22 protein-coding genes are annotated in these 25,372 nt (G+C 70.6%); 16 read left to right on the plus strand and 6 right to left on the minus strand.

Going from position 1 to position 25,372, the window contains the following annotated elements; translation table 11 throughout:
* Positions 1-24 precede the first annotated feature (24 nt).
* On the plus strand, positions 25-714 hold the full coding sequence (locus OG975_RS41590) for an endonuclease V (protein ID WP_406334785.1): 690 nt from the start codon (positions 25-27) through the stop codon (positions 712-714).
* Positions 715-797: 83 nt separating this feature from the next.
* Positions 798-944: a morphogenic membrane protein MmpA gene (gene mmpA, locus OG975_RS41595; protein WP_330310440.1), complete on the plus strand. Its 147-nt coding sequence runs from the start codon at positions 798-800 to the stop codon at positions 942-944.
* 61 nt (positions 945-1,005) lie between these two features.
* On the opposite strand, the gene OG975_RS41600 is transcribed toward mmpA, so the two are convergent.
* Entirely contained in the window at positions 1,006-2,178 is a 1,173-nt protein-coding gene (locus tag OG975_RS41600; RefSeq protein ID WP_406334786.1) for a saccharopine dehydrogenase family protein, read from the minus strand.
* Positions 2,179-2,281: 103 nt separating this feature from the next.
* Between OG975_RS41600 and OG975_RS41605 the strand changes: the two genes are divergently transcribed.
* The 8 genes from OG975_RS41605 to OG975_RS41640 all read left to right on the plus strand — a co-directional run bounded on the left by OG975_RS41605 (position 2,282) and on the right by OG975_RS41640 (position 12,248).
* Positions 2,282-2,662 (plus strand): MmcQ/YjbR family DNA-binding protein, encoded by a 381-nt coding sequence (locus tag OG975_RS41605; RefSeq protein WP_406334787.1) that lies wholly within the window; start codon positions 2,282-2,284, stop codon positions 2,660-2,662.
* A 142-nt stretch (positions 2,663-2,804) separates the two neighbouring features.
* On the plus strand, positions 2,805-3,977 hold the full coding sequence (locus tag OG975_RS41610; protein WP_406334788.1) for a CaiB/BaiF CoA transferase family protein: 1,173 nt from the start codon (positions 2,805-2,807) through the stop codon (positions 3,975-3,977).
* Positions 3,977-4,990, plus strand: a complete 1,014-nt coding sequence (locus tag OG975_RS41615; RefSeq protein ID WP_406334789.1) for an LLM class F420-dependent oxidoreductase — start codon at positions 3,977-3,979, stop codon at positions 4,988-4,990. The genes OG975_RS41610 and OG975_RS41615 overlap by 1 nt, the downstream gene beginning before the upstream one ends.
* Before the next feature lie 43 nt (positions 4,991-5,033).
* Complete coding sequence (locus tag OG975_RS41620) at positions 5,034-6,176, plus strand: acyl-CoA dehydrogenase family protein (protein WP_406334790.1); 1,143 nt, start codon at positions 5,034-5,036, stop codon at positions 6,174-6,176.
* A gap of 48 nt (positions 6,177-6,224) precedes the next feature.
* Positions 6,225-7,439: an acetyl-CoA C-acetyltransferase gene (locus OG975_RS41625; RefSeq protein WP_406334791.1), complete on the plus strand. Its 1,215-nt coding sequence runs from the start codon at positions 6,225-6,227 to the stop codon at positions 7,437-7,439.
* Between the two features lie 47 nt (positions 7,440-7,486).
* A complete protein-coding gene (locus OG975_RS41630) occupies positions 7,487-9,661 on the plus strand; it encodes a 3-hydroxyacyl-CoA dehydrogenase NAD-binding domain-containing protein (protein WP_406334792.1) in 2,175 nt (724 codons plus the stop codon).
* A gap of 157 nt (positions 9,662-9,818) precedes the next feature.
* Complete coding sequence (locus OG975_RS41635) at positions 9,819-11,450, plus strand: thiamine pyrophosphate-binding protein (RefSeq protein ID WP_406334794.1); 1,632 nt, start codon at positions 9,819-9,821, stop codon at positions 11,448-11,450.
* Between the two features lie 57 nt (positions 11,451-11,507).
* Entirely contained in the window at positions 11,508-12,248 is a 741-nt protein-coding gene (locus OG975_RS41640; RefSeq protein WP_406334795.1) for an IclR family transcriptional regulator, read from the plus strand.
* Positions 12,249-12,566: 318 nt separating this feature from the next.
* Here the strand turns inward: OG975_RS41640 and OG975_RS41645 are convergent, their stop codons facing one another.
* The 3 genes from OG975_RS41645 to OG975_RS41655 are packed head-to-tail and all read right to left on the minus strand — an operon-like array spanning position 12,567 to position 16,227.
* Positions 12,567-14,045: a sugar ABC transporter ATP-binding protein gene (locus OG975_RS41645; protein WP_406334796.1), complete on the minus strand. Its 1,479-nt coding sequence runs from the start codon at positions 14,043-14,045 to the stop codon at positions 12,567-12,569.
* A 1-nt stretch (position 14,046) separates the two neighbouring features.
* Positions 14,047-15,117, minus strand: coding sequence for a sugar ABC transporter substrate-binding protein (locus OG975_RS41650; protein WP_406334798.1), 1,071 nt, complete (start codon positions 15,115-15,117; stop codon positions 14,047-14,049).
* Positions 15,118-15,171: 54 nt separating this feature from the next.
* On the minus strand, positions 15,172-16,227 hold the full coding sequence (locus OG975_RS41655) for an ABC transporter permease (protein ID WP_406334799.1): 1,056 nt from the start codon (positions 16,225-16,227) through the stop codon (positions 15,172-15,174).
* Positions 16,228-16,365: 138 nt separating this feature from the next.
* On the opposite strand from OG975_RS41655, the gene OG975_RS41660 reads away from it, so the two are divergent.
* Together OG975_RS41660 and OG975_RS41665 are read left to right on the plus strand one after the other, a co-directional pair.
* Positions 16,366-17,091: an SDR family NAD(P)-dependent oxidoreductase gene (locus OG975_RS41660; RefSeq protein WP_406334800.1), complete on the plus strand. Its 726-nt coding sequence runs from the start codon at positions 16,366-16,368 to the stop codon at positions 17,089-17,091.
* A gap of 69 nt (positions 17,092-17,160) precedes the next feature.
* Entirely contained in the window at positions 17,161-17,910 is a 750-nt protein-coding gene (locus OG975_RS41665; RefSeq protein WP_406334802.1) for a hypothetical protein, read from the plus strand.
* Positions 17,911-17,940: 30 nt separating this feature from the next.
* Here OG975_RS41665 and OG975_RS41670 read toward each other — a convergent pair whose 3' ends face one another.
* Complete coding sequence (locus OG975_RS41670) at positions 17,941-18,639, minus strand: MerR family transcriptional regulator (RefSeq protein ID WP_406334803.1); 699 nt, start codon at positions 18,637-18,639, stop codon at positions 17,941-17,943.
* A 172-nt stretch (positions 18,640-18,811) separates the two neighbouring features.
* On the opposite strand from OG975_RS41670, the gene OG975_RS41675 reads away from it, so the two are divergent.
* Both OG975_RS41675 and OG975_RS41680 read left to right on the plus strand, forming a co-directional pair.
* Positions 18,812-19,291, plus strand: coding sequence for a macro domain-containing protein (locus OG975_RS41675; protein ID WP_406334804.1), 480 nt, complete (start codon positions 18,812-18,814; stop codon positions 19,289-19,291).
* A gap of 173 nt (positions 19,292-19,464) precedes the next feature.
* Positions 19,465-20,388, plus strand: coding sequence for an adenosine kinase (locus OG975_RS41680; RefSeq protein ID WP_406334805.1), 924 nt, complete (start codon positions 19,465-19,467; stop codon positions 20,386-20,388).
* A 57-nt stretch (positions 20,389-20,445) separates the two neighbouring features.
* Here the strand turns inward: OG975_RS41680 and OG975_RS41685 are convergent, their stop codons facing one another.
* Complete coding sequence (locus OG975_RS41685) at positions 20,446-21,945, minus strand: M1 family metallopeptidase (protein WP_406334806.1); 1,500 nt, start codon at positions 21,943-21,945, stop codon at positions 20,446-20,448.
* Positions 21,946-22,127: 182 nt separating this feature from the next.
* Here OG975_RS41685 and OG975_RS41690 point away from each other — a divergent pair, with 182 nt between their 5' ends.
* Both OG975_RS41690 and OG975_RS41695 read left to right on the plus strand, forming a co-directional pair.
* Positions 22,128-24,089, plus strand: a complete 1,962-nt coding sequence (locus tag OG975_RS41690) for a Xaa-Pro dipeptidyl-peptidase (protein WP_406334807.1) — start codon at positions 22,128-22,130, stop codon at positions 24,087-24,089.
* A complete protein-coding gene (locus OG975_RS41695) occupies positions 24,086-25,372 on the plus strand; it encodes a M14 family metallocarboxypeptidase (protein WP_406334808.1) in 1,287 nt (428 codons plus the stop codon). Before OG975_RS41690 ends, OG975_RS41695 begins: the two co-directional genes overlap by 4 nt.

Below are 25,372 nucleotides of genomic sequence, written 5' to 3' on the forward strand. Positions count from 1 at the left end.
CGGCCACCTAAGCTCGTCCCCACCATGACAACCGTAAGGATTCCCGCGGGCTGGCCCGCCACCGAAGAGCAAGCCCGTGCCGTACAGGACGAGTTGCGGGAGCGGGTGGTGCTCGACGAACCGGGGCCGCCGCCCGGCACCGGCCGGGTGACGGGGGTGGACGTCGCGTACGACGACGAGCGGGACGTCGTCGTGGCGGCGGCCGTCGTGCTCGACGCGGCGACCCTCGACGTCGTCGCCGAGGCCACCGCCGTCGGCCAGGTCTCTTTCCCGTACGTTCCCGGGCTGCTCGCCTTCCGCGAGATCCCGGCCGTCCTGGCCGCACTCGACGCCCTGCCCTGTGCCCCCGGCCTGGTCGTCTGCGACGGCTACGGCCTGGCACATCCGCGCCGCTTCGGCCTCGCCAGCCACCTCGGCGTCCTCACCGGGCTGCCCACGATCGGGGTCGCCAAGAACCCCTTCACCTTCTCGTACGAGGAGCCGGGCACCCGGCGCGGCAGCGCGTCCGCACTGGTCTCCGGGGAGGACGAGGTCGGCCGCGCGCTGCGCACCCAGGACGGCGTCAAGCCGGTGTTCGTGTCCGTCGGCCACCGGGTGAGCCTCGACAACGCGTGCGCGCACACGCTGGCGCTCACCCCGGAGTACCGCCTCCCGGAGTCCACCCGACGTGCGGACTCGCTCTGCAGGCGGGCCCTCCAGGAGGCAACCCAGTGATGGTCCCCATCCGTTGACTGAGTACGTGTTCTGAGTACCTGTACGGATGTGGCTCCACTGTCATGATCGGCAGGCTGTGCCGCATGACGACGCACCGTGCCCCGAAGACCGCCGCCCACCCCGCTCAGCCCGTCGAACGCGCCGTGATGGCCGCACTGGTCCTCGCCGTGATCGCCGGACTCGCCTGGATAGGCGGGATGATCTACACGGTCACGGGATGGTCGTCCTGAGGTACGACTGCCTCGACCATCCCGACCGCCCGGACCATCCCGGTCGCCCGCACCACCCCGACTACAGGACAGCCGCCACCCGGAACGTGATTCCCGCCTCGCGCAGGCGCTCCATCAGCGCGTCTCCCATGGCCACCGCCGGCGTGACCTGCCCGGACGTCTTCGGCAGGTCGTCGAAGGCGAGGGACAGGGCCGACTCGGCGAGCATCTTGGCGGTCTCGTCGTAGCCCGGGTCGCCGCCCGCGACCTCGGTGAAGACACGGCGTCCACCGCCCTCGCCCACGAACCGCACCGAGAACCAGCTCTTCGCCCGCCGCGAGGCACTCGGTCCGTCCCCGGGCTTGATCCGGTCGGACAACCAGCGGCGTGCGGGCGGCAGTTGGGCCGCCGCGAAGACCGCGCTCACCGCCGCGACCCCGCCCACGGCGAACGGCAGCCGCTCGACGGCCGCGTAGTGGCGGTAGCGGAAGTCGGGCCCGTACCGTTCCAGGGCCCGCGCGGACCGCTGGACCACCTGAGCGTCGATCGTGGGCAGCGGCAGCGCCCACGCCCCGACCTCCTTGGCGAACCGCGGAGCGCTCAGTGGAGCTATGGCCCGCCGCCCCATCAGACGCGGCTCATGGCGTTTGCGGTCCCGCGCCGCGGCGAGCATGTGCCGCCCGCGCGCGAACTGGTTGAGCGCCGAGGCGAAGGTGCCGCCCGAGAACATCGCCTGGGAGCGTACGAATCCGTCGACCCTCAGCGGCACCCCCTCGGGAAGCTGCTGCACGGTGAAGTACGCGCCCAGGTCGTGCGGAATCGAGTCGAAGCCGCAGGCGTGCACCAGCCGCGCCCCTGTCTCCCGCGCGCGGGCGTCGTGCCGGACGTACATCAGGTCCACGAACTCGGGCTCACCGGTGAGGTCCACGTAGTCGGTCCCGGCGTCCGCGCAGGCGGCCACCAGCTCCTCGCCGTACGTGATGTACGGCCCGACCGTCGTGGCCACCACGCGCGCGTGCCGGGCGAGTTCACGCAGTGACTCCGGATCGGCCACGTCCGCCCGGAGTACCCCGGGGGAGCCGGACAGCCGCTCGCGCAGCCGCTCCAATTTCTCCGCACTCCGCCCCGCGATCGCCCAGCGCAGCCCCTCGGGCGCGTGGGCGGCGAGATACTCCGCCGTGAGTTCCCCGACGAACCCGGTGGCTCCGAAAAGCACGATGTCGTACGCGCGATCCGTTCCGTTCAGCCTGCTCATGACACCCCTCAGCCGTGCGCGAAGCGCCGTTGTCGGTGGCTGAGGCTAGCGTGAGGTACGAGCAGCCGGACGATGAGGTCGGTCGAAGAGGTCGGAGGTAGCCGTGGCCGTGCCGAAGAACGCCCTGAAAAAGTGGGAGAAGGTGCGCGAGTTCGCCCTCGGCCTGCCCGGCGCCGCGGAGGAGTTCCCCTGGGGCGAGACCGTCGCGAAGGTGAACAAGAAGGTGTTCGTCTTCCTCGGCGTCGATGACGGCAGCTATCCGCTGGGCGTCACCCTGAAGCTCAAGGACGACGCCGCGCATGCCCACGCCCTCACCTCGCCCGGCGCCGAGCCCGCCGGATACGGCCTGGGCAAGGCCGGCTGGGTGCGCATACCCCTGGCGGAGCGGGGCGCTCCGGCCGCGGAGCTGCTGTGCGACTGGGTCGAGGAGAGCTACCGGACGATCGCGCCGAAGAAGCTGATCGCCGAGCTCGACGAGCGTTGACACGGCCCGTTCTGGCCCGTTTCGTCATCATCCGCCGGCCGGAATTTAACTAAGCGCTTGCTCGTCCAGGGCTTGCCCGATGTGGAACACGTTCTTAACATCGCTGATGTCACATCAGTAGTGTCACAGTGCTGGGGGCTTGATGGCAGTGGCAGGGACGCCAGGACACGGCCCGCTCGCCGGGGTGCGCGTGGTCGAGCTGGCGGGCATCGGTCCCGGTCCGTTCGCGGCCATGCTCCTCGCCGACCTCGGCGCGGATGTCGTCCGAGTGGACCGGCCCGGCGGCGCCGGGCTCGCGATCAACCCCGAGTACGACGTCACCAACCGCAACAAGCGGTCCGTGATCCTCGACCTGAAGACCGAGAGCGGCCAGGAACGCGTCCTTGACCTGGTCGAACGCGCCGACATCCTCATCGAGGGCTACCGCCCCGGCGTCGCCGAGCGCCTCGGCGTGGGCCCCGGCGCCTGCCACGCCCGCAACCCGAAACTCGTCTACGGGCGCATGACCGGCTGGGGCCAGGAAGGTCCGCTCGCCCAGCGCGCCGGGCACGACATCGCGTACATCGCCCTCACCGGCACCCTCGGCATGATCGGCCGGCCGGACGAGCCGCCCACGGTCCCCGCGAACCTGGTCGGCGACTACGCGGGCGGCTCGCTCTATCTCGTCGTCGGCGTCCTCGCCGCGCTCCACCACGCACGCGCGACCGGAGCGGGACAGGTCGTGGACGCGGCCATCGTCGACGGCGCCGCACACCTCGCCTCGATGATCCACGGCATGCTCGCCGCCGGCGGCTGGCAGGACCGGCGCGGCGCCAACCTCCTGGACGGCGGCTGCCCGTACTACGGGACGTACGAGACGGCCGACGGGCAGTACATGGCGGTCGGCGCCCTGGAGCAGCAGTTCTACGCCGAGTTCACCGAACTGCTCGGCATCGACGAACTGGCCTCGGCCCGCAAGGACCTGGCCCGCTGGGGCGAGCTGCGCGAGGAGGTCGCCGCCCGCTTCAAGACCCGTACGAGAGACGAGTGGACCGCGGTCTTCGAGGGCTCCGACGCGTGCGTGGCCCCCGTCCTGTCGCTGCGCGAGGCACCCGCCCACCCCCATCTCGCCGCCCGCGGCACCTTCGTCGACCACGGCGGCATCACCCAGCCGGCCCCCGCGCCCCGCTTCTCCGTCACCCACACCGCCGTCCGCACCGGCCCCGCCCAGCCGGGCGCCGACACCGTGGACGTGGCCCGCGACTGGGGTGTACCCCACCTTCTGAAAGACAGCGACCCGATGAAGGACAGCGACCCGATGAAGGACGGCGCCTGATGCAGCTCTCCCTCCCGCTCGACTACGCGGGTGACCCGCGCCGCGCCGCCGATGACGTCGCCGCCCTCGAGTCCGCAGGCCTGGACGCCGTCTGGGTCGCCGAGGCCTACGGCTTCGACGCGCCGACGATCATGGGTTATCTGGCCGCCCGCACCGAGCGCATGACGATCGGCGCCGCGATCCTCAACGTCTACTCGCGCACCCCCGCCCTGATCGCGCAGACCGCCGCCGGGCTCGACGCGATCTCCGGAGGCCGCGCCATCATCGGCCTGGGCGCCTCCGGCCCGCAGGTCGTCGAGGGCTGGCACGGGAAGGCGTACGACAAGCCCCTGGGCCGGACACGCGAGGTCATCGAGCTGACCCGCCGTATCCTGCGCCGCGAGGTCATCGACCACCACGGCATCACCGACATGCCCCGCCCCGGCGGCCTGGGCAAGCCCCTGAAGATCCTCACCAAGCCCGTACGCCCCGAAGTACCCCTGTACGTCGCCTCGCTGGGCCCCGCCAACGTCCGGATGACCGCCGAACTCGCCGACGGCTGGCTGCCCACCCTGTTCATCCCGGAGAAGGCCCACCAGGTCTGGGGTGCGCCGCTCGCCGAGGGCGCCGCGCGCCGGGACCCGGAACTCGGCCCGCTCCAGACCGTCGCCGGCGGACTGCTCGCCATAGGCGAGGACGCGGCGGCCGTACGGGACCTCGCGCGACCCAAAATCGCCCTCTACGTAGGGGGCATGGGCGCGCCCGGCAAGAACTTCTACAACGACCTCGCGGTGGCGTACGGCTACGAGAAGGAAGCCCGGCTGATCCAGGAGCTGTATCTGTCCGGCCGGAAGAAGGAGGCCGAGGCCGCCGTGCCGGACGAGTTCTGCGAGCTCATGTCGCTGTGCGGGCCGGAGAGTTACGTCCGCGAGCGTGTCGAGGCCTTCCGTGCGGCCGGAGTGACCATGCTCAACGTCATTCCCGTCGGACCGGAACCGGCCAGGCTGATCGAAACCGTCAAGGGCTGGCTCTGAGAGGGGCTCGCCCGCACATGAACTCCAGGAAGGCGTTTCCCGCATGAAGCGGCAGATCTTCACCGCCGAGCACGACGCGTTCCGCGAGACCGTGCGCACCTTCCTCGCCAAGGAAGTACTGCCCCACTACGAGCAGTGGGAGAAGGACGGCATCGTCTCGCGCGACGCCTGGCGGGCGGCAGGGAAGCAGGGGCTCCTCGGGCTCGCCGTACCCGAGGAGTACGGAGGCGGTGGCAACGCCGACTTCCGCTACAGCGCCGTACTCGCCGAGGAGTTCACGCGCGCGGGCGCCGCCGGGCTCGCCCTCGGGCTGCACAACGACATCATCGGGCCGTATCTGACGGACCTGGCGACCGAGGAACAGAAGCGGCGCTGGCTGCCCGGATTCTGCGACGGCTCGCTGATCACGGCGATCGCCATGACCGAGCCCGGCGCCGGATCCGACCTCCAGGGCATCAAGACACATGCCGAGGACCAGGGCGACCACTGGCTGCTCAACGGCTCGAAGACCTTCATCTCGAACGGCATCCTCGCCGACCTCGTGGTCGTGGTCGCGAAGACGACACCCGAGGGCGGCGCTCACGGGCTCTCCCTGCTCGTCGTCGAGCGCGGCACGGAGGGCTTCGAGCGCGGCCGCAACCTCGACAAGATCGGCCAGAAGTCGCAGGACACCGCCGAGCTGTTCTTCAACGACGTACGCGTGCCCAAGGAGAACCTCCTCGGCGAGCTGAACGGCGCCTTCGTCCACCTCATGACGAACCTCGCGCAGGAGCGCATGGGCATCGCCGTCGCCGGGATCGCCGCCGCCGAGTACCTGCTGGAGATCACGACCGAGTACGTCAAGGAGCGCGAGGCCTTCGGACGGCCGCTCTCCAAGCTCCAGCACATCCGCTTCGAGATAGCCGAGATGGCCACCGAGTGCGCCGTCACCCGGACGTTCCTCGACCGTTGCATCGTCGATCACTCGAACGGGGAACTCGACACAGTGCACGCCTCGATGGCCAAGTGGTGGTCCACCGAGCTGCAGAAGCGGGTAGCTGACCGTTGTCTCCAACTGCACGGAGGCTACGGCTATATGACGGAGTACCGCGTCGCCAGGGCCTTCACCGACGGCCGTATCCAGACCATCTACGGCGGGACCACCGAGATCATGAAGGAGATCATCGGCCGTTCCCTGCTCGGCTGACCCTCCCAGCCGAGCTCAGCCCTCCCAGCTCTCTTGAAAGGCATACCAGTGAGCACCGAAGCGTACGTGTACGACGCGATCCGCACCCCGCGCGGCCGCGGCAAGGCGAACGGCGCCCTGCACGGCACGAAGCCCATCGACCTGGTCGTCGGACTCATCCACGAGATCCAGCGCCGCTTCCCCGGGCTCGACCCGGCGGCGATCGACGACATCGTGCTCGGCGTCGTGGGCCCGGTCGGCGACCAGGGCTCCGACATCGCCCGGATCGCCGCGATCGCCGCCGGACTGCCCGACACGGTCGCGGGTGTCCAGGAGAACCGCTTCTGTGCCTCGGGCCTGGAAGCCGTCAACATGGCGGCGATGAAGGTCCGCTCGGGCTGGGAGGACCTGGTGCTCGCGGGCGGCGTCGAGTCGATGTCCCGGGTGCCGATGGCCTCGGACGGCGGCGCCTGGTTCGCCGACCCGATGACCAACATCGCCACCAACTTCGCACCGCAGGGCATCGGCGCCGACCTCATCGCCACCATCGAGGGTTTCACGCGCCGCGATGTCGACGAGTACGCGGCGCTGTCCCAGGAACGCGCTGCCGCCGCCTGGAAGGACGGGCGTTTCGAGAAGTCCGTCGTCCCCGTGAAGGACCGCAGCGGACTCGTCGTCCTCGACCACGACGAGCACTTGCGCCCCGGCACCACCGCCGACTCGCTCGCCAAGCTGAAGCCGTCGTTCGCCGACATCGGCGAGCTGGGCGGCTTCGACGCCGTGGCCCTGCAGAAGTACCACTGGGTCGAGGAGATCGACCACGTCCACCACGCGGGCAACTCGTCCGGCATCGTGGACGGCGCGTCGCTCGTCGCCATCGGCTCGAAGGAGGTCGGCGAGCGCTACGGCCTCACTCCGCGCGCGCGGATCGTCTCCGCGGCCGTCTCCGGCTCCGAGCCCACCATCATGCTCACCGGCCCCGCGCCCGCGACCCGCAAGGCGCTCGCCAAGGCCGGGCTGACCATCGACGACATCGACCTCGTCGAGATCAACGAAGCCTTCGCGGCCGTCGTTCTGCGCTTTGTGAAGGACATGGGCCTGTCCCTGGACAAGGTCAACGTCAACGGCGGTGCCATCGCGCTCGGCCACCCGCTCGGCGCCACCGGCGCGATGATCCTCGGCTCCCTCATCGACGAACTGGAGCGCCAGGACAAGCGCTACGGCCTCGCCACGCTGTGCGTGGGCGGCGGCATGGGTATCGCGACCATCATCGAGCGCCTGTAACTCCCCAGCGGACCATCAGACTTCAACGGAGACCGGAGACCCTCCTCATGACCGAGAGCACCACCATCCGCTGGGAACAGGACGAGACCGGCGTCGTCACCCTCGTCCTCGACGACCCCAACCAGTCCGCCAACACCATGAACCAGGCCTTCAAGGACTCGATCGCGGCGATCGCCGACCGCGCCGAGGCCGAGAAGGCCTCCATCCGCGGCATCATCTACGCCTCCGCCAAGAAGACCTTCTTCGCGGGCGGCGACCTCAAGGACATGATCAAGGCGGGTCCGGAGGACGCCCAGCAGGTCTTCGAGTTCGGCACGGCCATCAAGTCCTGCCTGCGCCGCATCGAGACCCTCGGCAAGCCGGTCGTCGCCGCCATCAACGGCGCGGCGCTGGGCGGCGGCTACGAGATCGCCCTCGCCTCCCACCACCGCGTCGCCCTCGACGCGCCCGGCTCCAAGATCGGCCTGCCCGAGGTCACCCTCGGCCTGCTGCCCGCCGGCGGCGGCGTCACCCGCACCGTCCGCCTGATGGGCATCACGGACGCCCTCCTGAAGGTGCTGCTCCAGGGCACCCAGTACTCGCCGCAGCGGGCCCTGGAGAACGGTCTCGTCCACGAAGTGGCGGCCACCCCCGAGGAGATGCTCGCCAAGGCGCGCGCCTTCATCGACGCCAACCCCGAGTCGCAGCAGCCCTGGGACAAGCCGGGCTACCGGATCCCGGGCGGTACGCCGTCGAACCCGAAGTTCGCCGCCAACCTCCCCGCCTTCCCGGCCAACCTGAGGAAGCAGCTGAACGGCGCGCCCTACCCGGCCCCGCGCAACATCATGGCGGCGGCCGTCGAGGGCTCCCAGGTCGACTTCGAGACCGCGCTGATCATCGAGGCGCGCTACTTCACCGAGCTGGTCACCGGGCAGACCTCGAAGAACATGATCCAGGCGTTCTTCTTCGACCTCCAGGCGGTCAACTCCGGCGCCAACAGGCCCAAGGGCATCGAGCCGCGCCAGGTCCGCAAGGTCGCCGTCCTCGGCGCCGGGATGATGGGCGCGGGCATCGCCTACTCGTGCGCCCGCGCGGGCATCGACGTCGTCCTCAAGGACGTGTCCGCGGATGCGGCGGCCAAGGGCAAGGCCTACTCCGAGAAGCTCTGCGCCAAGGCCGTCTCCAGGGGACGTACCAGCCAGGACAAGGCCGACGCCCTCCTCGCCCGCATCACGCCCACCGCCGACCCGAACGATCTGGCCGGCTGCGACGCCGTGATCGAGGCCGTCTTCGAGGACACGGCTCTCAAGCACAAGGTGTTCCAGGAGATCCAGAGCATCGTCGAGCCGGACGCGCTGCTGTGCTCCAACACCTCGACCCTGCCGATCACCGCGCTCGCCGAGGGCGTCGAGCGGCAGAACGACTTCATCGGGCTGCACTTCTTCTCGCCGGTCGACAAGATGCCGCTCGTCGAGATCATCAAGGGCGAGCGGACCGGCGACGAGGCACTGGCGCGCGCCTTCGACCTGGTACGGCAGATCAAGAAGACCCCGATCGTCGTCAACGACTCGCGCGGCTTCTTCACCTCCCGTGTCATCGGGCACTTCATCAACGAGGGCGTCGCCATGGTCGGCGAGGGCATCGAGCCCGCGTCCGTCGAGCAGGCCGCCGCCCAGGCCGGCTACCCCGCCAAGGTCCTCTCCCTGATGGACGAGCTCACGCTCACCCTGCCGCGCAAGATCCGCAAGGAGTCCAAGCAGGCCGTCGAGGAGGCGGGCGGCACCTGGGAGACGCACCCGGCGGAGGCGGTCATCGACCGCATCGTCGACGAGTTCGGCCGCACCGGCCGCAGCGGAGGCGCGGGCTTCTACGAGTACGGCGACGACGGCAAGCGCGGCAAGCTGTGGCCGGGCCTGCGCGAGCACTTCACGAAGCCGGGCCACGAGATCCCCTTCGAGGACATGCAGGAGCGCATGCTCTTCGCCGAGGCGCTGGACACCGTCCGGCTCCTGGAAGAAGGCGTGCTGACCTCCGTCGCCGACGCCAACATCGGATCCATCTTCGGCATCGGCTTCCCCGGCTGGACCGGCGGTGTCCTCCAGTACATCAACGGGTACGAAGGCGGGCTGCCCGGGTTCGTGGCACGCGCGCGTGAACTCGCCGAGCGCTACGGGGAGCGGTTCACGCCGCCCGCGCTGCTCGTGGAGAAGGCGGAGAAGGGCGAGAAGTTCAGCGACAAGTAGGGCGCGACGCTCAGCGACGCGAAGTGACCCGGCCGGCGGACCGACGCTGAGCCGTATGGGGTCACGTATCGCTGAGTGACATGCAGGGCTTGCTCCTCGGGGGGCGGGACCGGACGCTGACCCGCGAACCGGTTCTCGTCCCCACCGAGGAGCTCCCATGGGTCGCCGCCCCGCCCTCGCCCTGCTGGACATCCTGCGCGGCGAGGGCGTGGACCGCGTCTTCGGCAACCCCGGCACCACCGAACTGCCGTTCCTGGCCGCCCTCGTGGACGCCGAGGACGCGCCCGAGTACGTCCTCGGCATCCACGAGGGCGCCGTCGTCTCCATGGCCGACGGATACGCCCGCGCGACCGGGCGGCCCGCCTTCGTCAGCCTGCACATCGCGGCCGGGCTCGCCAACGGGCTCATCGGCCTGCTCAACGCCCGCCGCTCACGCACCCCTTTGGTGGTGATGGCGGGCCAGCAGGACCGCCGCCACCTCCAGCAGGACCCCATGCTGTCGGGCGACCTCCTCGGGCTGGCCCGCCCGGCGGTCAAGGCGGCCGTCGATGTCCAGCACGCCCGTGACCTGCCGCTCGCCGTGCGCCGCGCCTTCGCCCTCGCCGTACGACCGCCCGCGGGCCCGGTGTTCCTCTCCGTACCGATGGACCTGCTGACCGAGGACACCGAGGTCCAGGTTCCGCCTCCTACGCCAACACCCCGTACGGGGCCCGCCGTTGGTCTGGAGCGCGCCGCCTACCTGCTCGGCGGGGCCGCCCGCCCCGTGATCGTCGCCGGGGACGGAGTGGGCCGCGACAACGCTGTCCCGGCGCTCGTGCGCGTGGCGGAGACCTGTGGCGCCCCCGTGCACCACCAGCCGATGGCCGACTGCCTGGACTTCCCGACCACGCACCCCCTGTACGCCGGCATGCTGCCGCCGCGCCACGACGCGATCCGGGCCGCGCTTGCCCCGTACGACACCGTGCTGATCGCGGGCGCGCACGCCTTCACCCCGCACCACTACAGCCCCGGCCCCGCGCTGCCGCCCGGCCTCACCGTCGTCCAGCTCGACTCGGACCCCGACGAGATGGGCCGCAACTTCCCCGCCGACACCGGACTCGTCGGCGCCCTCGCCCCCTCGCTCGACCGGCTCGCCGAACTGCTGCGCGAACGCGTGCCCGCGCACACCGCGAAGGTGCGGGTGCTGCGCGCGGGCGAGCGGCACACGGCCGAACGCGGCCGTACCGAGGCCGCCGCCCGGGCCGCGTACTCCGCGGCGCCGCTCGCACCCTGGGCCGCAGCCCACGCCCTGGCGCGCGGACTGCCGCGGAACGCCGCGGTCGTCGAAGAGGCCATCACCGTCGGCCTGTTGCTGCGCCGGCTCGTACACCTCGACCGGCCCGGCAGCTATACGCACACAGTCGGCGGCGGCCTCGGCTGGGGGATCGGGGCCGCCGTCGGCCGTGCGCTCGCCGAGCCCGAGCGGCCGGTGGTCGCCGTCCTCGGGGACGGGTGCGCGCTCTTCGGCCTCCAGGGACTGTGGAGTGCGGCGCGCTACGCGGTTCCGGTGCTGTTCGCGGTGATGAACAACGGCGCCTACCGCACACTTCAGGACACCTACGAGGCGATGGGGGGCCACGGACCCTGTCCCGGCACGGAGCTCGGCGCACTCGACTTCACTCAGGCGGCGCGGTTCTTCGGGATCGACGCGGTGCGGGCGGGGAGCGCGGACCATGTGCGTGAACTCGTCTCAGGAGCGGCGGAGTTGACGCGCCCCCTGCTGCTCGACATACCACTTCGGCAGCGGTGACCGACTCACCGTGACCGGCACCTTGTCAACCGTCGTCATGCACCCGACCATCGGTCCATGACGGACGGTCCGGCGCCGAAATCGGTGCTCGCGCGCGGGGCGGCGCTGCTGCATGCCTGCGGGGAGTCCGAGGGTGCGTTGAGCCTTGCCGAGCTGGCGCTGCGCACCGGGCTGCCCAAACCGAGCGCGCACCGCCTGATCGGCGAGCTGGTCCGGCTCGGGCTCATCGAGCGCACCCCCGAAGGCCACTACCGGATCGGGCTCGCCCTCTTCGTCCTCGGTCAATCGGCGCCGTCCGCACGGGAGTTGCGGGACGCCGCGCTGCCCTACCTCGGCGATCTGCACGAGGAGACCCACGAGAACGTGCACCTCGCCGTGCCCGACGGGTCCGACACCCTGTTCCTGGAGAAGATCACCGGCCGCCGCGCCACCCCGATCGTCTCGCGCGCCGGGGGCCGGCTTCCCGCGCACTGCACGGCCACCGGCAAGGTCTTCCTCGCCCACGATCCCCGGCCACCGCACCTCACCCTGCCCCGCCTCACCCCGCGGACCCTCGTGCTGCCGGGGCAGCTCGCTCGCGACCTTGCCGCGACGCGCGCCCGCGGGTACGGGGTGAATCTGGAGGAGGCCGAGGTGGGTGTCTCGGCCGTCGCCGCGGCCGTGTACGAACGGGGGCGTGGGCCGCGGCCGGTCGCCGCGATCTCGGTCACCGGTGGCACGCGTCGTCTGGATGTGGACCGCATCGGTGCGAGGGTGTGTGCGGCGGCCAGGGCTCTGACCCGCACGCTGTCGGCCTAACAGACCTTCTCGCCCCCGCCGCTCCTACCCGTCCCATCCTTCTGGGGCTCCACCCCAGACCCCGTAGGCCGGTTCTTCGGCTGCGGGTGGGTGGGGGTTGCTCGCGCATTCCCCCGCGCCCCTGACGGCTCGGGGCTGCGTCCCGTCGTCCCCCGGCCCGCCCCGGGTGCTTTTGTCTTTTGTCTTTTAGGGGCGCGGGGAACTGCGCGACCAGCCCCCACCGGCCCGCAGACGACACACAACCCAGGGGGGTCTGGGGGCGCAGCCCCCAGGAACGGGATGGGACGGGTAGGGGCGGCGGGGGCGAAAACCCCTTCGTCAGCCCCGTCGCGTCAGTCCTGACTGCACCGCCACCGCCAACGCATGCTCGGTGAGCCGCTCCCCGTGCACCTCGCCCACGATCCGCCCCCGCACGAACACCAGCACCCGATCGCACACCTCGGTCAGCTCGGCGAGGTCGGTCGAGGCGATGAGGACCGCCGCGCCACCCGCGGCCAACTCGCCGACGATACGGTGCATTTCGGCGCGGACGCCGACGTCGACACCCCGGGTCGGATCGTCGAGCACGACGACGCGGGGCTCGGTGGCGAGCCACTTGGCGAAGACGACCTTCTGCTGGTTGCCGCCGGAGAGGCGGGCCACGATGTCGTAGGGCCCGCCGCGCAGCCGCAGCCGGTCGGTCAAGTCGGCGGTTCGGCGGACCAGTTCGGTGCGTGAGGGCAGCACGCCGCCGCGCCCCAGGGCCAGCCAGCTCACCGCGGTCGCGTTCTCCCACACCATGCGCTCGGCCATCAGCCCGTACCGTTTGCGATCGCTGGGGACGAACGCGACGCCCGCGCGGACGGCGGCGCGCAGGGAGCGCGGCAGCCCCCGCCCGCCCACGTCGACGCGCCCCGCCGAGATCGCCGTACGCCCGCACACCACCTCCAACGCGGCGAGATGGCCCGCTCCTTGGAGCCCGGCGACCCCGACCACCTCGCCGGCGCGCACGGTGAATGTGACGTCGGCGAGCCGCCCGGGCACGCTGACCTCGGACAGCACCACCGGCGGTGGGCCTTCCATGACGGTGCGTGCACGGCGTACGGGCTGGGGAGGCCGGCCGCCCAGCATCGCCGTGACCAGCTCCGGCACGTCGACGTCCTCCCGTCGCGCCCCGGCCAGTGCGACCCGCCCGTCCCGCAGCACGGTCACCCGCTGCGCGAAGCGCATCACCTCCTCCAGGAAGTGGGTGACGTACAGAACGGCGATGCCCTGCCCGGTGAGGGTGCGCAGCACCTGTTCGAGGCGGTCCACGGCGGCGGCCGACAGCGCGGAGGTCGGCTCGTCGAGCACCAGGATCTTGGGCCGCCGCAGCAGCGCCCGCGCGATCTCTGTCAACTGCTGGTCGGCCAAGGGGAGTTCGCCGAGGAGCATGCCGGGGTCGACGTCGAGGCCGAGCTCGGCGAGGACCGGGCGGGCGGCGCGGTCCATGGCGCCCCGGTCGAGCAGGCCGAAGCGGCGCGGCGGGCGGTAGGGGTAGAGGTTCTCGCGCACGGTGAGGTCGGGGAAGAGGCTCAACTCCTGGGAGACGACGGCGATTCCACCTGCCCGCGCCTCCTTCGCGAGCAGTACCGTGCCGTCGTCGGGAGCCACCGTGCCCGACAGGATCCGTACGAGCGTCGACTTGCCCGCGCCGTTCTCGCCGACCAGCGCGTGGACCTCGCCGCCGCGCAGGCTGATGCCGGCTCCGTCCAGGGCCCTGACCCCGCCGTACGACTTGACCAGGCCCCGTGCCGCGAGCATGTCGCCGTCACTCATCTCAGCGTGCGTCCTTCAAGGGCTTGAGCTGGGCCTTCTGGTCTCCGAGCAGCTTGTCGATGGTCGGTTTGTACCAGTCGTACGCCGCCTTCGGGGACTTCTGCCGGGTGATGATCTCGTCGATGTTGGACTGGTCCACGACTCCGCCCGGGGACAGGAACCAGCCCTTGAGCAGCTTGCCGTCGTTGTCGCGCACGGCCTCGATCAGCATCGCCGTGGAGAGATAGCCCTTGAGGAAGTGCTGGGGGTCGATGGTGACGAAGTTCGAGCCGTCCTTGACCGCGTCGAGGGTCTTCGGGTCGACGTCGAAGCCGGCCGTGAGCCAGCTGCCCTTCTCAGCCTTCTTGATCTTCGCGAGGTTGTAGCTGTCTGCGTCACCGACACCGAGGAAGGCGAGCGCCTTGGGGTGCGCGTTCACCTGCGCCGACCAGGAGCTGTAGTTCTGTCCGGGATCGCTGTACGTCTGGAAGGGGCCCAGGACCTCGACGTTCGGGGCCTGCTTCTTGAAGGTGTCCGCGATGCCTTTGGCCCGGTTGTCCAGCACCGGCGTCCCGGGGTTGGGTACACCGATGACGATCTGTCCCTTCGGGTCGCTGCCCAGTCGCTTCAGCGCCTCCTTCGCCATCAGCTCGCCGAGCGCGTAGTTGTCGTTGCCCACGTAGAAGCCGACCTTGCTGCCGTCGGTCGGCGAGGTGTCCAGGGCGACGATGGGGATGCCCTGGTCGACGGCGCGTGCGGCGGGCCGGGTGAAGATCGGCGGGTCGAGGTTCTCCAGGACGATGCCGTCCTTGGCGCGGGCGGTCAGGTTCTGGAAGAGCTGCACCTCGGCAGGCCCGTCCGTGTTGGGCGGGCCGACCGCCTTGAAGTTCACGTTCCCCTCGTGGCTCGCGGCGCTCTCGGCGCCGAGGACCATCTCGTGGGCGAAGTTCAGGCTGATGTTGGCCACGGCGATGCCCATGTCGAGCTTGCCGTTCTTGCCGCCGGAGCCGTTGCCGCTGCCGCAGCCGGCGGCGGCAGCGAGGAGGGCCAGCGCGGCGGGCACGGCCAGCAGCGTACGCAATCGGGGGTGCATCACGGCCTCCAAACAGGCTCTGAACAGCTGAACAGGCTGCGGTCCAAGGGGACTTCAGTGGCGTCGGCGCCCCGTACGGCGCAGCGCGCTGTCCGCCGCGACCGCGACGAGGATCACCCCGCCCGTCGCGAACGACGTCCAGTTGATGGGTACTTCGAAGAACACGAGCCCGGAGGCGACCACGGACAGGATCATCGCGCCGGCCACCGCCCCGACCACCGAGCCGCGACCGCCCGCGAGCGGGGTGCCGCCGATGATGCACGCGGCGATGGCCTGCAACTCGTAGCCCTGGCCCAGCGTCGGGTCGCCGGCCCCGTAGAAGGCGAGTGCGAGCGCCGCCGCGCAGGCCGTGGTCAGTCCGGACAGGGCGAGCGCCTGGATACGGGTGCGGACGACGGGGATGCCGCTGAACGCGGCGGCGTCGGGGTTGGACCCGATCGCCCGCACCCGCGCCCCGAAACGCGTCCGGGTCAGCACGACCGCCAGCACCACGACCACGGCCAGCAGCACCCACAGCGCGAACGGAACTCCCGCCGCGTCGCCGCCCGCGAACGTGAAGAACGAGTCGTCGAGCGGCAGATCGGTGATCTGCTTGCCGTCGGCGAGCGCAAGCCCGACGCCCCGGTAGAGCATCAGCGTGCCCAGCGTCACGATGAACGACGGCAGCGCGAGCAGCGTCGTGACCAGCGCGTTGAAGACACCGAGGGCGATCCCGGTGACCAGCATCACCGGGACCGCCAGCCAGGGCGGCGTACCGTCCCGCACCAGCAGGGCGCCGACGACCAGGCACATCGCGTAGGTGCCGCCGACGGACAGATCGACCTCGCGCATGGCGAGCGCGAAGACCATCCCGCACGCCATCAGCGAGATGTAGACGGAGTTGTGGGCGGTGGTGAGCAGGTTGTCACTGTCGAGGAAATCGGGGTACGGGATGCCGATGGCGGCGATCAGCAGCCCGAGCACGACCAGCACGCCCAGCTCGTCCCTGATCAGCCGCCGCGCGAGCACCCCACGGGTCAGCCGTCTCGGGATCGCCCCGAACTGCCGTCGTCCGCCGCCCTGTTCGCGGGCGCGCTCGGCGTCGTCCACGGCACGCTCGGTCTCGGTCATCGGGCACGGCTCCCGGTACGGCTGACGCTGGGCGGTCGCCCCGCAGCGTGGGCCCCGCGAACGCCCACGGCAACAGGGCCGTTCCAGCGAGTGAAATGCGCTCTTGCCCGGCGACTGACGGGTCATCACACTCGGCCCATGGAGACACGTACCGCCCTGGTGACCGGAGCGGCACAGGGCCTCGGGCAGGAATTCGCCGTCGCGCTCGCCGGGCACGGCTACCGGGTCGCCGGGATCGATCTCGTCCCGCAGCCCGAGACGGCCCAACGGGTGCTGGACTATGTGGAGTTGATCGCCGACGTCACCGACGAGGAACAGATCGGGGCGGCACTGGAGCGTGTCATCGACCGGTTCGGGACCCTGCACGTGCTCGTCAACAACGCGGGCGTCTACCCGGAGTCGCCCTTCGAGGACATCACTCCCGAGGACTGGCGGCAGATCATGCGCGTGAACCTGGAAGCACCGTTCCTGGTGACCCGCGCCGCCCTCCCGTATCTCAAGGCGGCCGGCTGGGGCCGGATTGTGAACATCACCTCGGCGGCCGTCCTCACCGCTCCGCCCACGATGGTCGCGTACGTCTCCTCGAAGGCGGGTCTGATCGGCTTCACGCGCGCGCTGGCATCCGCGCTGGGGCCGTACGACATCACCGTCAACGCCATCGCGCCGAGCATGGTTCGCACCGCCACCGCCGAGCGGACCGTCGGCGCGGACGGCGGCTTCGAGCACGTCCGCGACCAGCAGGCCGTACCGAGGACCCAGGAGCCGTCCGACCTCGTCTCCACCCTCCTGTACGTGGTGGACCCGGGCAGCGGTTTCCTGACCGGTCAGACCCTCAACGTGGCGGGCGGATCGGCCTACTTGTGAGGGTTTCCTGTACGTGCGCCGGCGACGCAACCGGATGGGCCCCTCCCACGTCCTAGGCTGCCGTAGATCATGATCACGCCAACGGAGGGGCCGTACGTGCGGTGCACCACCAAGCGAGTGCTGCGAGGAGCCGGAGTCGGCGTCCTCGTCCTGTCGCTCGCACTCACCGGATGCCAGGGCAAGAAGAACAAGAAGAAGAGCCGGGGGAAGTCATCCGCCTCCCGCAGCCGCACCGTCGGTGGGACGAGCGGCGGATCGGGCAACAAGAACGTCGGGTCGCTGAGCGGCGCCCGGCAGGCGCAGTCCGTGCTGCCGCCCGCCGACAGCATGCCCACCGCACTGCGCACCGTCACCTCACCGCTCTCCAGCCGCGCCAAGGCCCCGACGAGCTGCAAGGATCCGTCCTCGAAGTGCAAGAACGCCGTGGCATACGGTGACGTCGGGTACCGAGGCACCGACATCACCGGCTTCGACGTCATCGTGTACAGCAACGCGCGGGCCGCCAAGAAGGCCTTCACTTCCTGGGACAGCCACATCCGCAACAGCGCGAGCAAGTACCAGGTGCTCGACGCGGCGACCTACGACGCCGCAAGCGTCACCTTCCAGTTCAAGTCCGCGTCCGACGCGAACGTCCGGGAGACGGTGATCCTCCAGGGGAAGTTCATCGGCACCCTGGACTACCGTGACGACACCGACTTCGCGAACTCGGGCGCCTCCGACACGCCGGCCGGTCTCGCGCGCATGTACGCCGAGCGGCTGAGGCAGGTCGCGGCCGGCGAGACGCCCACGGCGTCGGCGGCGGGGCTCAAGGTCTCCTAGGACGTGATGGCGTAGCGCGGGGGGAGTGGCTCAGGACTCCTTGAGCCACTCCCGCAGTTCCTCCTTGAGCGAGCGCTGGAACGTGGTCAGCAGCGCCTGCACCACCAGCGGCTGCATGTGCGCCGACAGCGACTTCACCGCCGCCACGGACTCCCGCCCGCCCACCGCGTCACGCAGCAGCGTGGACAACTCGTGGGCCGCCGCACGCGAGTGCTCCAGCAGCACGGCCCGCGCCGCGAGGATCGTCTCGTGCGCGAGCGGTACGTCGAGGAGCTGTACGCCGAGCCGCAGCAGCCCCGGGTCCACGCGAAAGGAGTCCGAGGTCCGCTCGATGACGCTCATCGCGGCCAGCCGTTCCAGATCCTCATCGCCCAGGGAGCGCCCGGCCCGCCGCTCCAGCTCCTCGCGCGTCACGTCCTGGGCCGCGTCGGGTGCCCAGGAGGCCACCACGGCACGGTGGATGGCGAGGTCGTGGGCGCTCAGACCGGGCGGCAGCTGCGTCAGATGGCGCTCGATCGCGGCGAGCGTCATGCCCTGGTGCTGCAATTCCTCGATGAGCGCGAGCCGGGCCAGGTGCTCCTGGCTGTAGTGGCCCACGCGCCGGGGTCCGATGACGGGCGGCGGCAGCAGGCCCCTGGCGCTGTAGAAGCGGACCGTACGGACCGTGACACCCGCCCGCGCGGCCAACTCGTCGACCGTGAGCGTCGGCTCCTCGGTGTCCGTCGTCATGGCAGGTCCTCGCCTTTCCGGGTCGTGCCGTGTCCGCCTTCCGGGCCCGGTGGCGACGCGGTGCAACAGTATTGCTGTCCCACCGGTGTTGTGAAAGCGTCCGCCCAGCAGGTCACAGGTCACAGGTCACAGGTCACAGGCCACTGTCAGTGGCAGCGCCTACGGTGGCGTCATGTCGGAGATCATGTACGTCCGGGGTGACGCCACCGTTCCGTTGGGCAAGGGCGTCAAGGTGATCGCCCATGTCTGCAACGACATCGGGGGATGGGGGAAGGGCTTCGTGCTCGCCGTCTCCCGCCGCTGGCCGGAGCCGGAGGCGGCGTACCGCGCCTGGCACCGGGACCGCGCGCACAACGACTTCGGCCTGGGCGCCGCCCAGTTCGTCCAGGTCGACCGGTACGTCTGGGTGGCGAACCTGGTGGGGCAGCGAGGCATACGCACGGGCAGCAAGGGGGTCCCCGTGCGCTACGAGGCCATCGACACGGCACTCGGACGGCTCGCCGACAAGGCCGCCGAGCTCGACGCGTCCGTCCATATGCCCCGCATCGGCTGCGGCCTCGCGGGCGGCAAGTGGTCACGCGTGGAGCCGCTCATCACCGAGCGGCTGGTGAAGCGGGGGGTGGCGGTCACGGTGTACGACCACGGGGACTGACCCGCGGCCGCAGGATGCGCACCGCAGGAGGCGTCGTGGCCCAACGGGCAGGTGGATGAAAGGACTTGCGGAAAATTGCGCAAGTCCTTGCCGCGATCGGCGAAGCCTGCTTGACTCACGGCTCGCATCCGAGGGGATCCGAGAGGGCCGGAGACGGGCCGAGAGGAAGAGCCATGAGCCACGACATCGACGTCCTCGTCCTCGGCGGCGCCGGCGTGGACACGATCGTCCACGTCCCCGAACTGCCGCTCCCGTTCGCCGACAGCTACATGATCAGACCCGGGATCGAGACCCGCGCGGGCCAGACCGGGGACTTCGTCGCGCTCGGCGTGCACGCCCTCGGCCTGCGCACCCACCACCTCGACCTGATCGGCGACGACCACGAGGGCGAGCTGGTCCGCGCACTGCACCGCGACCGGGGCATCGCGCTGACCGACGTCCTCCAGCCCGGCGGCACCAAGCGCGCGGTCAACCTCGTGGGCCCCGACGGGCGCCGGTTGTCGCTGTACGACGAGAGCCGCTCGCGGGAATCGGACCGGCTGCCCGAGGAGACGGTCCGGACCCTGGCCGCGGCGAGCCGCCACGCGCACGTCTCCATCACCTACCCCTGCGCCTTCGCCCTGCCGGCGCTGCGGGAGGCCGGGGTGACCCTCTCGACCGACCTGCACGACTGGGACGGCGCCAACCCCTACCACGAGCCGTTCGCCCACGCCGCCGACGTCGTGTTCCTGTCCGCCACCGCCCTGACGGACCCGGAGCGGACGATGCGCCGGATCGTCGAGCGGGGCCGGGCCGAGGTGGTCGTCGCCACGGCCGGAGCCGACGGCGCGTACCTGCTGGCCGACGACGAGTTGACCCACATCCCGGCGGTCGCGCCCCGCACGCCGGTGGTGGACACGAACGGGGCCGGCGACGCCTTCGCGGCCGGCTTCCTCCTCGGCCGGCTGAACGGTGAGCCGCCGAAGCGCTGTGCCCTCTACGGCGCGGTGGCCGGTGCCCATGCCTGCACCGTGCCGTCGACGCGGACCGACGCGATCGGCAGGGATGAACTCCTCACCCGGGTAGCCGAGTTGGAGTCGGCGTCCGTGACGCGCTAGACGGCCCGGGGTGGTCGCACCCCGGGCCGCCCTGCCGTCCCCTACTCCACTACTCCGCTACTCCGCGTGCAGGTCGTTCGTCGCCTCGATCTTCTTCCACGACTTCGGCTGGGGAAGAGCCCCCGCCTTCGCCGAGCTCCGAGCGATCGACGCGCCCTGCGCCGCGGGCGCCGCCGGCTTCGACGGCTGGAACAGCCAGGTGTCGAAGAGCGAGGCGAGCGACGTGCCGGACACCTGCTCGGCGTACTTCTGGAAGTCGCCGACCGACGCGTTCCCGTACGCGTGATCCTTCGGCCACCCCTTCAGGATGGCGAAGAACGCGTCGTCCCCGACCGCGTTGCGCAGCGCCTGGACCGCCAGCGCGCCCCGGTCGTAGACCGCGATGTCGAACTGGTCGTCCGGACCGGGGTCGCCGGGCTTCACCGTCCAGAAGGCGTCGTCGGCCGGATGCGACGCGTACACATAGTCCGCGAGCTCCTGCGTCGTCCCCTCGCCCTCATGCTCCGACCAGAGCCACTGCGCGTACCGCGCGAAGCCCTCATTGATCCAGATGTCCTTCCAGCCCTTCAGTGACACGTCGTCGCCGTACCACTGATGGGTCAACTCATGAACCACGACCGAGGTGTTGGAGCCGTTCGCGAACTGCCTCGGGCTGTAGAACACACGGGTCTGCGTCTCCAGCGCGTACCCAGTGGTGGTGTTCGGGACGTATCCGCCGACCGAGTTGAAGGGGTACGGGCCGAAGTACCCGGTCAGCCAGTCGACGATCTCCCCGGTCCGCTCGACGCTCGCCCGCGCCGCCCCGTCGTTGTCGCCCAGGTCCTTGCTGTACGCGTTGATGACCGGGACGCCGTCGGACGTCTTCCCGGTCGTGATGTCGAACTTGCCGACCGCGAGCGTGGCGAGATACGTGGCCTGCGGCTTGTTGGAGCGCCAGTTGTAGCGGGTCCAGCCGAGCCGTGAACTCGTCGACTGGAGCGTCCCGTTGGAGATCGCCTGGGTGCCGTCCGGGACGGCCACCGACACGTCGTACGTGGCCTTGTCGAGCGGATGGTCATTGCTCGGGAACCACCACCACGCCGCCTCGGGCTCGTCCGCCGCGACCGCCCCGTCCGGAGTGCGGTGCCAGGTCGAGAAGCCGTACGCGCTCTTCGTGGACGGCACCCCGCTGTAGCGGACGACGACCGTGATCGGTGTGCCCTTGGGCAGCGGGTTCGCCGGAGTGATCTCCAGCTCGTGCTGACCCGAGGTCGCGAACGACGCCTTCGCGCCATTGACCCGCACCTCGCTCACATCGAGCAGGAAGTCCAGATCGAACCGCGAAAGATCCTGCGTGGTGGTGGCCAGGAGGGTCGCCGTGCCCTCCAGCTCGTCCGTCTGCGGCTGGTACTTGAGCCGCAGATCGTAGTGCGAGACGTCGTAGCCGCCGTTGCCGTAGGCCGGGTAGTAGGGGTCGCCGATGCCCGGCGCCCCGGGGGAGTAACTGGCCGCCGATGCCGGGATCGCCAGCAGCAGGGAGGCCGCGAGCGCGCCCGGGGCGATGAGTCTGCGGTGCACGTCAAGCTCCAAGTGGTAGGGGCATGAAGTCTGTCCGGAGCCTATTCAGTCCCTGTGGCCCCGGTCATGTCCACGGCCACCCCTGTCACACGATCGCCATTCGGCCGACATGAGCGATCGAGCCCCACAGTCCTTTCACAGACCCTCTTTTGTACGGGAGTTGACCGGGGTACCTTCCGCGCATGCCGATACCAGCGCGCCGCAGGCGCTTCACGACCTGGAGATCGCTCGCGACGGCGGCCACAGCCGCCCTCATGGCCGCCTTCCTCGCCCCCACCGCCGCACACGGCGCCCCGCGGGAGAGCACCCCGGTCTACTCGTACGAGAACGCGATCCGTGAATCCGTCTGGGTGGACACCGGCCTCGACGGCGACAGCGACGGAAAGACCGACCGTGTGGCCGTCGACATCGTCCGGCCCCGCGAACTCGCCCAGCAGGGCCGCAAGATACCCGTGATCATGGACGCCAGCCCCTACTACTCCTGCTGCGGACGCGGCAACGAAGGCCAGAAGAAGACGTACGACGCGAACGGCGACGTCGTCCAGATGCCGCTGTTCTACGACAACTACTTCGTGCCGCGCGGCTACGCCTTCGTCGGCGTCGACCTGGCCGGAACCAGCCGCTCCGACGGCTGCGTGGACGTGGGCGGCCGCTCCGACGTCCAGTCCGCGAAGGCGGTCGTCGACTGGCTGAACGGCCGGGCCAAGGGTTACACCACCCGCACCGGCGGCGCCACGGCCAAGGCGACCTGGACCAACGGCAAGACCGGCATGATCGGCAAGAGCTGGGACGGCACCATCGCCAACGGCGTCGCGGCCACCGGGGTCAAGGGCCTGAAGACCATCGTGCCCATCAGCGCCATCTCCTCCTGGTACGACTACTACTTCGCCAAGGGCGCCCCGCTCTACGACTCCGGCCCCGACTGGCTCTCCGACTACGTCGACAGCCCCGACGCCCGCGCCAAGTGCGCCGCCGTCCAGCAGAAGCTCGTCGACGAGGCGCCGCGCACCGGCGACTGGACGTCGCTGTGGACCGAGCGCGACTACGTGAAGGACGCGAGCAAGGTCAAGGCCAGCGTCTTCCTCGTCCACGGCATGCAGGACCTCAACGTGCGCACCAAGAACTTCGGCCAGTGGTGGAGCGCCCTCGCCAAGAACGGCGTCGAGCGCAAGATCTGGCTCTCCCAGACCGGCCACGTCGACCCCTTCGACTTCCGCCGCGCCGCATGGGTCGACACCCTGCACCGCTGGTTCGACCACGAACTCCTCGGCTACGACAACGGCATCGACGACGAGCCCATGGCCGACATCGAGCGCCACCCCGACCAGTGGGTCACCTCCAGCGTCTGGCCGCCCCGCACCACCGGGACGACGACCCTGCGCCCCGGCACGGGCACCGAGGCCGGCGTCGGCACCCTCGGTCTCCGTACCGGCTCCGGCACCGAGACGTTCACCGACGACCCGCAGCTGAGCGAGACCGACTGGGCCGCGCACATCGACCGGTCGACCCCCGACAAGGCGGGCTTCGTCACCAAGCCGCTCACGCACGACCTGCGGCTGTCCGGCTCCTCCAAGGTGACCGTCACCGCCACCCCGACGACCTCGACGGCCCATCTCTCCGCGGTACTCGTCGACCTCGGCCCGGACACCATCCGCGACTACGCCGCCTCCGGCGAGGGCATCACCACGCTCACCGACCGCACCTGCTGGGGCGCGAGCACGACCGGCGACAGCCCCTGCTTCAAGGAGACGCAGGCGAACAAGACCGACGTCGACTACAACGTCTTCAGCCGCGGCTGGGCCGACCTCGGCAACTACGCCTCGGACGCGAAGGGCGTCCCGCTCACCCCCGGCACGGCCTACACCATCACCGTCGACCTGGCCGCCACCGACCACGTCGTCCCCAAGGGCCACCGGCTCGCACTGATCGTCGCGGGCACCGACAAGGACCTCATCGATCCTCCGTCGAGCACGCCGACCCTGACGCTCGACCTGTCCCGTACGGCGGCCCGCGTCCCGCTGGTCGGCGGCGCCGACTCCTTCACGAGGGCGACGGCGGGTTCGGCCGCGACGCCGACCGCCTCCGTCCTCGACGGCGTACGCGATCCGCGCACCGCCGTCCGGGTCCCGGGGGAGACCCGTTGATCCCCTTACCCATCCGCGCCCTGGCCGTGGCGGTCTCCGCCACGGCCTTGGCCGCGCCCCTGACGACAGCACCGGCGTACGCGACACAGACCCCGCCGCGTACCGGATTCGAGCAGACCGACGGCGCACGCTGGACCAGCGAGCCCGAGGAACAGGACTTCCTGGCCGCCGTCGACAAGGCGAGCGACCAGGTGTCCGTGGCCCGGATCGGCACCACGAAGCAGGGCCGCCCCCTCCAGCTCGTCCGGATCGGCACCCACCGCACGGCCACCACCGTGCTCCTCGTGTGCAGCCAGCACGGCGACGAGCCGTCCGGCCGCGAAGCCTGTCTCACGACGATCCGCGACCTGGCGTACGCGAAGGACCGGCGCACCCGGCACCTGCTGAAGAGCACCACCGTGCTCGTCGTCCCCACCGCCAACCCCGACGGCCGCGCCGCCGACACCCGGGAGAACGGCGACGGCGTCGACATCAACCGCGACCACCTCGCCCTCAGGACGGCCGAGGCCCGCGCGATGGCCACGGTCCTGCGCGACCGTAAGCCCGACGTCGTCTACGACCTGCACGAGTACGGCGCCACACCCAAGTACTACGACAAGGACCTCTTCGACCTCTGGCCGCGCAACCTCAACACGGACACGGCCGTGCACGACGAGGCGGAGACCCTGTCGCGGGACTACGTACGGCCCGCCGCCCAGGAGTCGGGGTACTCGACGGGCACGTACGGCATCTGGACCGACCCCGTGACCGGCGACCCGGTCAAACAGACCGCCGGCGACGGGCAGGAGCGCATCCTGCGGAACATGTCGGGCGTCAAACACGCGGCCGGACTGCTCATCGAGAGCCGCGTCGATCCGATGACGGAGGCCGAACAGACGGACACCTCCTTGAACAACCGGCGTCGCGTCCATTCCCAACTGGCCGCGCTGGGCGGCCTGTTCGGCTTCGCGGGCGAACGCGGCCAACAGGTCGCGGCCGCCACGAGCGCCGCCCGGCTCGCGGGCTACCGCGACACCGGCCCGGTCTACCTCGGCGGCGCCGACAACGACCCCGCCGAACCCGCCGAGGTGATCCAGGACCCGCCCTGCGGCTACCGGCTCACGGCGAACCAGTACGCGGACGTGCGGGACCGACTGGTCCTGCACGGCGTGCGCGTACGACCGGACGGCGACGGCGGTGTCGTCGTACCCCTGCGTCAGTCCCTGCGCGCCCTCGTTCCACTGCTCCTCGACGAGCGCGCGCCGTACCACCTCACGGCCGGGGAGCCCGAGACGGCCTGCTGA

The sequence above is a fragment of the Streptomyces sp. NBC_00203 genome (genome assembly GCF_045206325.1).
Taxonomy (GTDB): Bacteria; Actinomycetota; Actinomycetes; order Streptomycetales; family Streptomycetaceae; genus Streptomyces; species Streptomyces lutosisoli.

Coding starts and splice junctions, on each gene's coding strand:
- OG975_RS41590 (WP_406334785.1), top strand. CDS start 25: ATGACAACCGTAAGGATTCCCGCGGGCTGGCCCGCCACCGAAGAGCAA.
- mmpA (WP_330310440.1), top strand. CDS start 798: ATGACGACGCACCGTGCCCCGAAGACCGCCGCCCACCCCGCTCAGCCC.
- OG975_RS41600 (WP_406334786.1), bottom strand. CDS start 2,178: ATGAGCAGGCTGAACGGAACGGATCGCGCGTACGACATCGTGCTTTTC.
- OG975_RS41610 (WP_406334788.1), top strand. CDS start 2,805: ATGGCAGTGGCAGGGACGCCAGGACACGGCCCGCTCGCCGGGGTGCGC.
- OG975_RS41615 (WP_406334789.1), top strand. CDS start 3,977: ATGCAGCTCTCCCTCCCGCTCGACTACGCGGGTGACCCGCGCCGCGCC.
- OG975_RS41620 (WP_406334790.1), top strand. CDS start 5,034: ATGAAGCGGCAGATCTTCACCGCCGAGCACGACGCGTTCCGCGAGACC.
- OG975_RS41630 (WP_406334792.1), top strand. CDS start 7,487: ATGACCGAGAGCACCACCATCCGCTGGGAACAGGACGAGACCGGCGTC.
- OG975_RS41635 (WP_406334794.1), top strand. CDS start 9,819: ATGGGTCGCCGCCCCGCCCTCGCCCTGCTGGACATCCTGCGCGGCGAG.
- OG975_RS41640 (WP_406334795.1), top strand. CDS start 11,508: ATGACGGACGGTCCGGCGCCGAAATCGGTGCTCGCGCGCGGGGCGGCG.
- OG975_RS41645 (WP_406334796.1), bottom strand. CDS start 14,045: ATGAGTGACGGCGACATGCTCGCGGCACGGGGCCTGGTCAAGTCGTAC.
- OG975_RS41650 (WP_406334798.1), bottom strand. CDS start 15,117: ATGCACCCCCGATTGCGTACGCTGCTGGCCGTGCCCGCCGCGCTGGCC.
- OG975_RS41655 (WP_406334799.1), bottom strand. CDS start 16,227: ATGACCGAGACCGAGCGTGCCGTGGACGACGCCGAGCGCGCCCGCGAA.
- OG975_RS41660 (WP_406334800.1), top strand. CDS start 16,366: ATGGAGACACGTACCGCCCTGGTGACCGGAGCGGCACAGGGCCTCGGG.
- OG975_RS41665 (WP_406334802.1), top strand. CDS start 17,161: ATGATCACGCCAACGGAGGGGCCGTACGTGCGGTGCACCACCAAGCGA.
- OG975_RS41670 (WP_406334803.1), bottom strand. CDS start 18,639: ATGACGACGGACACCGAGGAGCCGACGCTCACGGTCGACGAGTTGGCC.
- OG975_RS41675 (WP_406334804.1), top strand. CDS start 18,812: ATGTCGGAGATCATGTACGTCCGGGGTGACGCCACCGTTCCGTTGGGC.
- OG975_RS41680 (WP_406334805.1), top strand. CDS start 19,465: ATGAGCCACGACATCGACGTCCTCGTCCTCGGCGGCGCCGGCGTGGAC.
- OG975_RS41690 (WP_406334807.1), top strand. CDS start 22,128: ATGCCGATACCAGCGCGCCGCAGGCGCTTCACGACCTGGAGATCGCTC.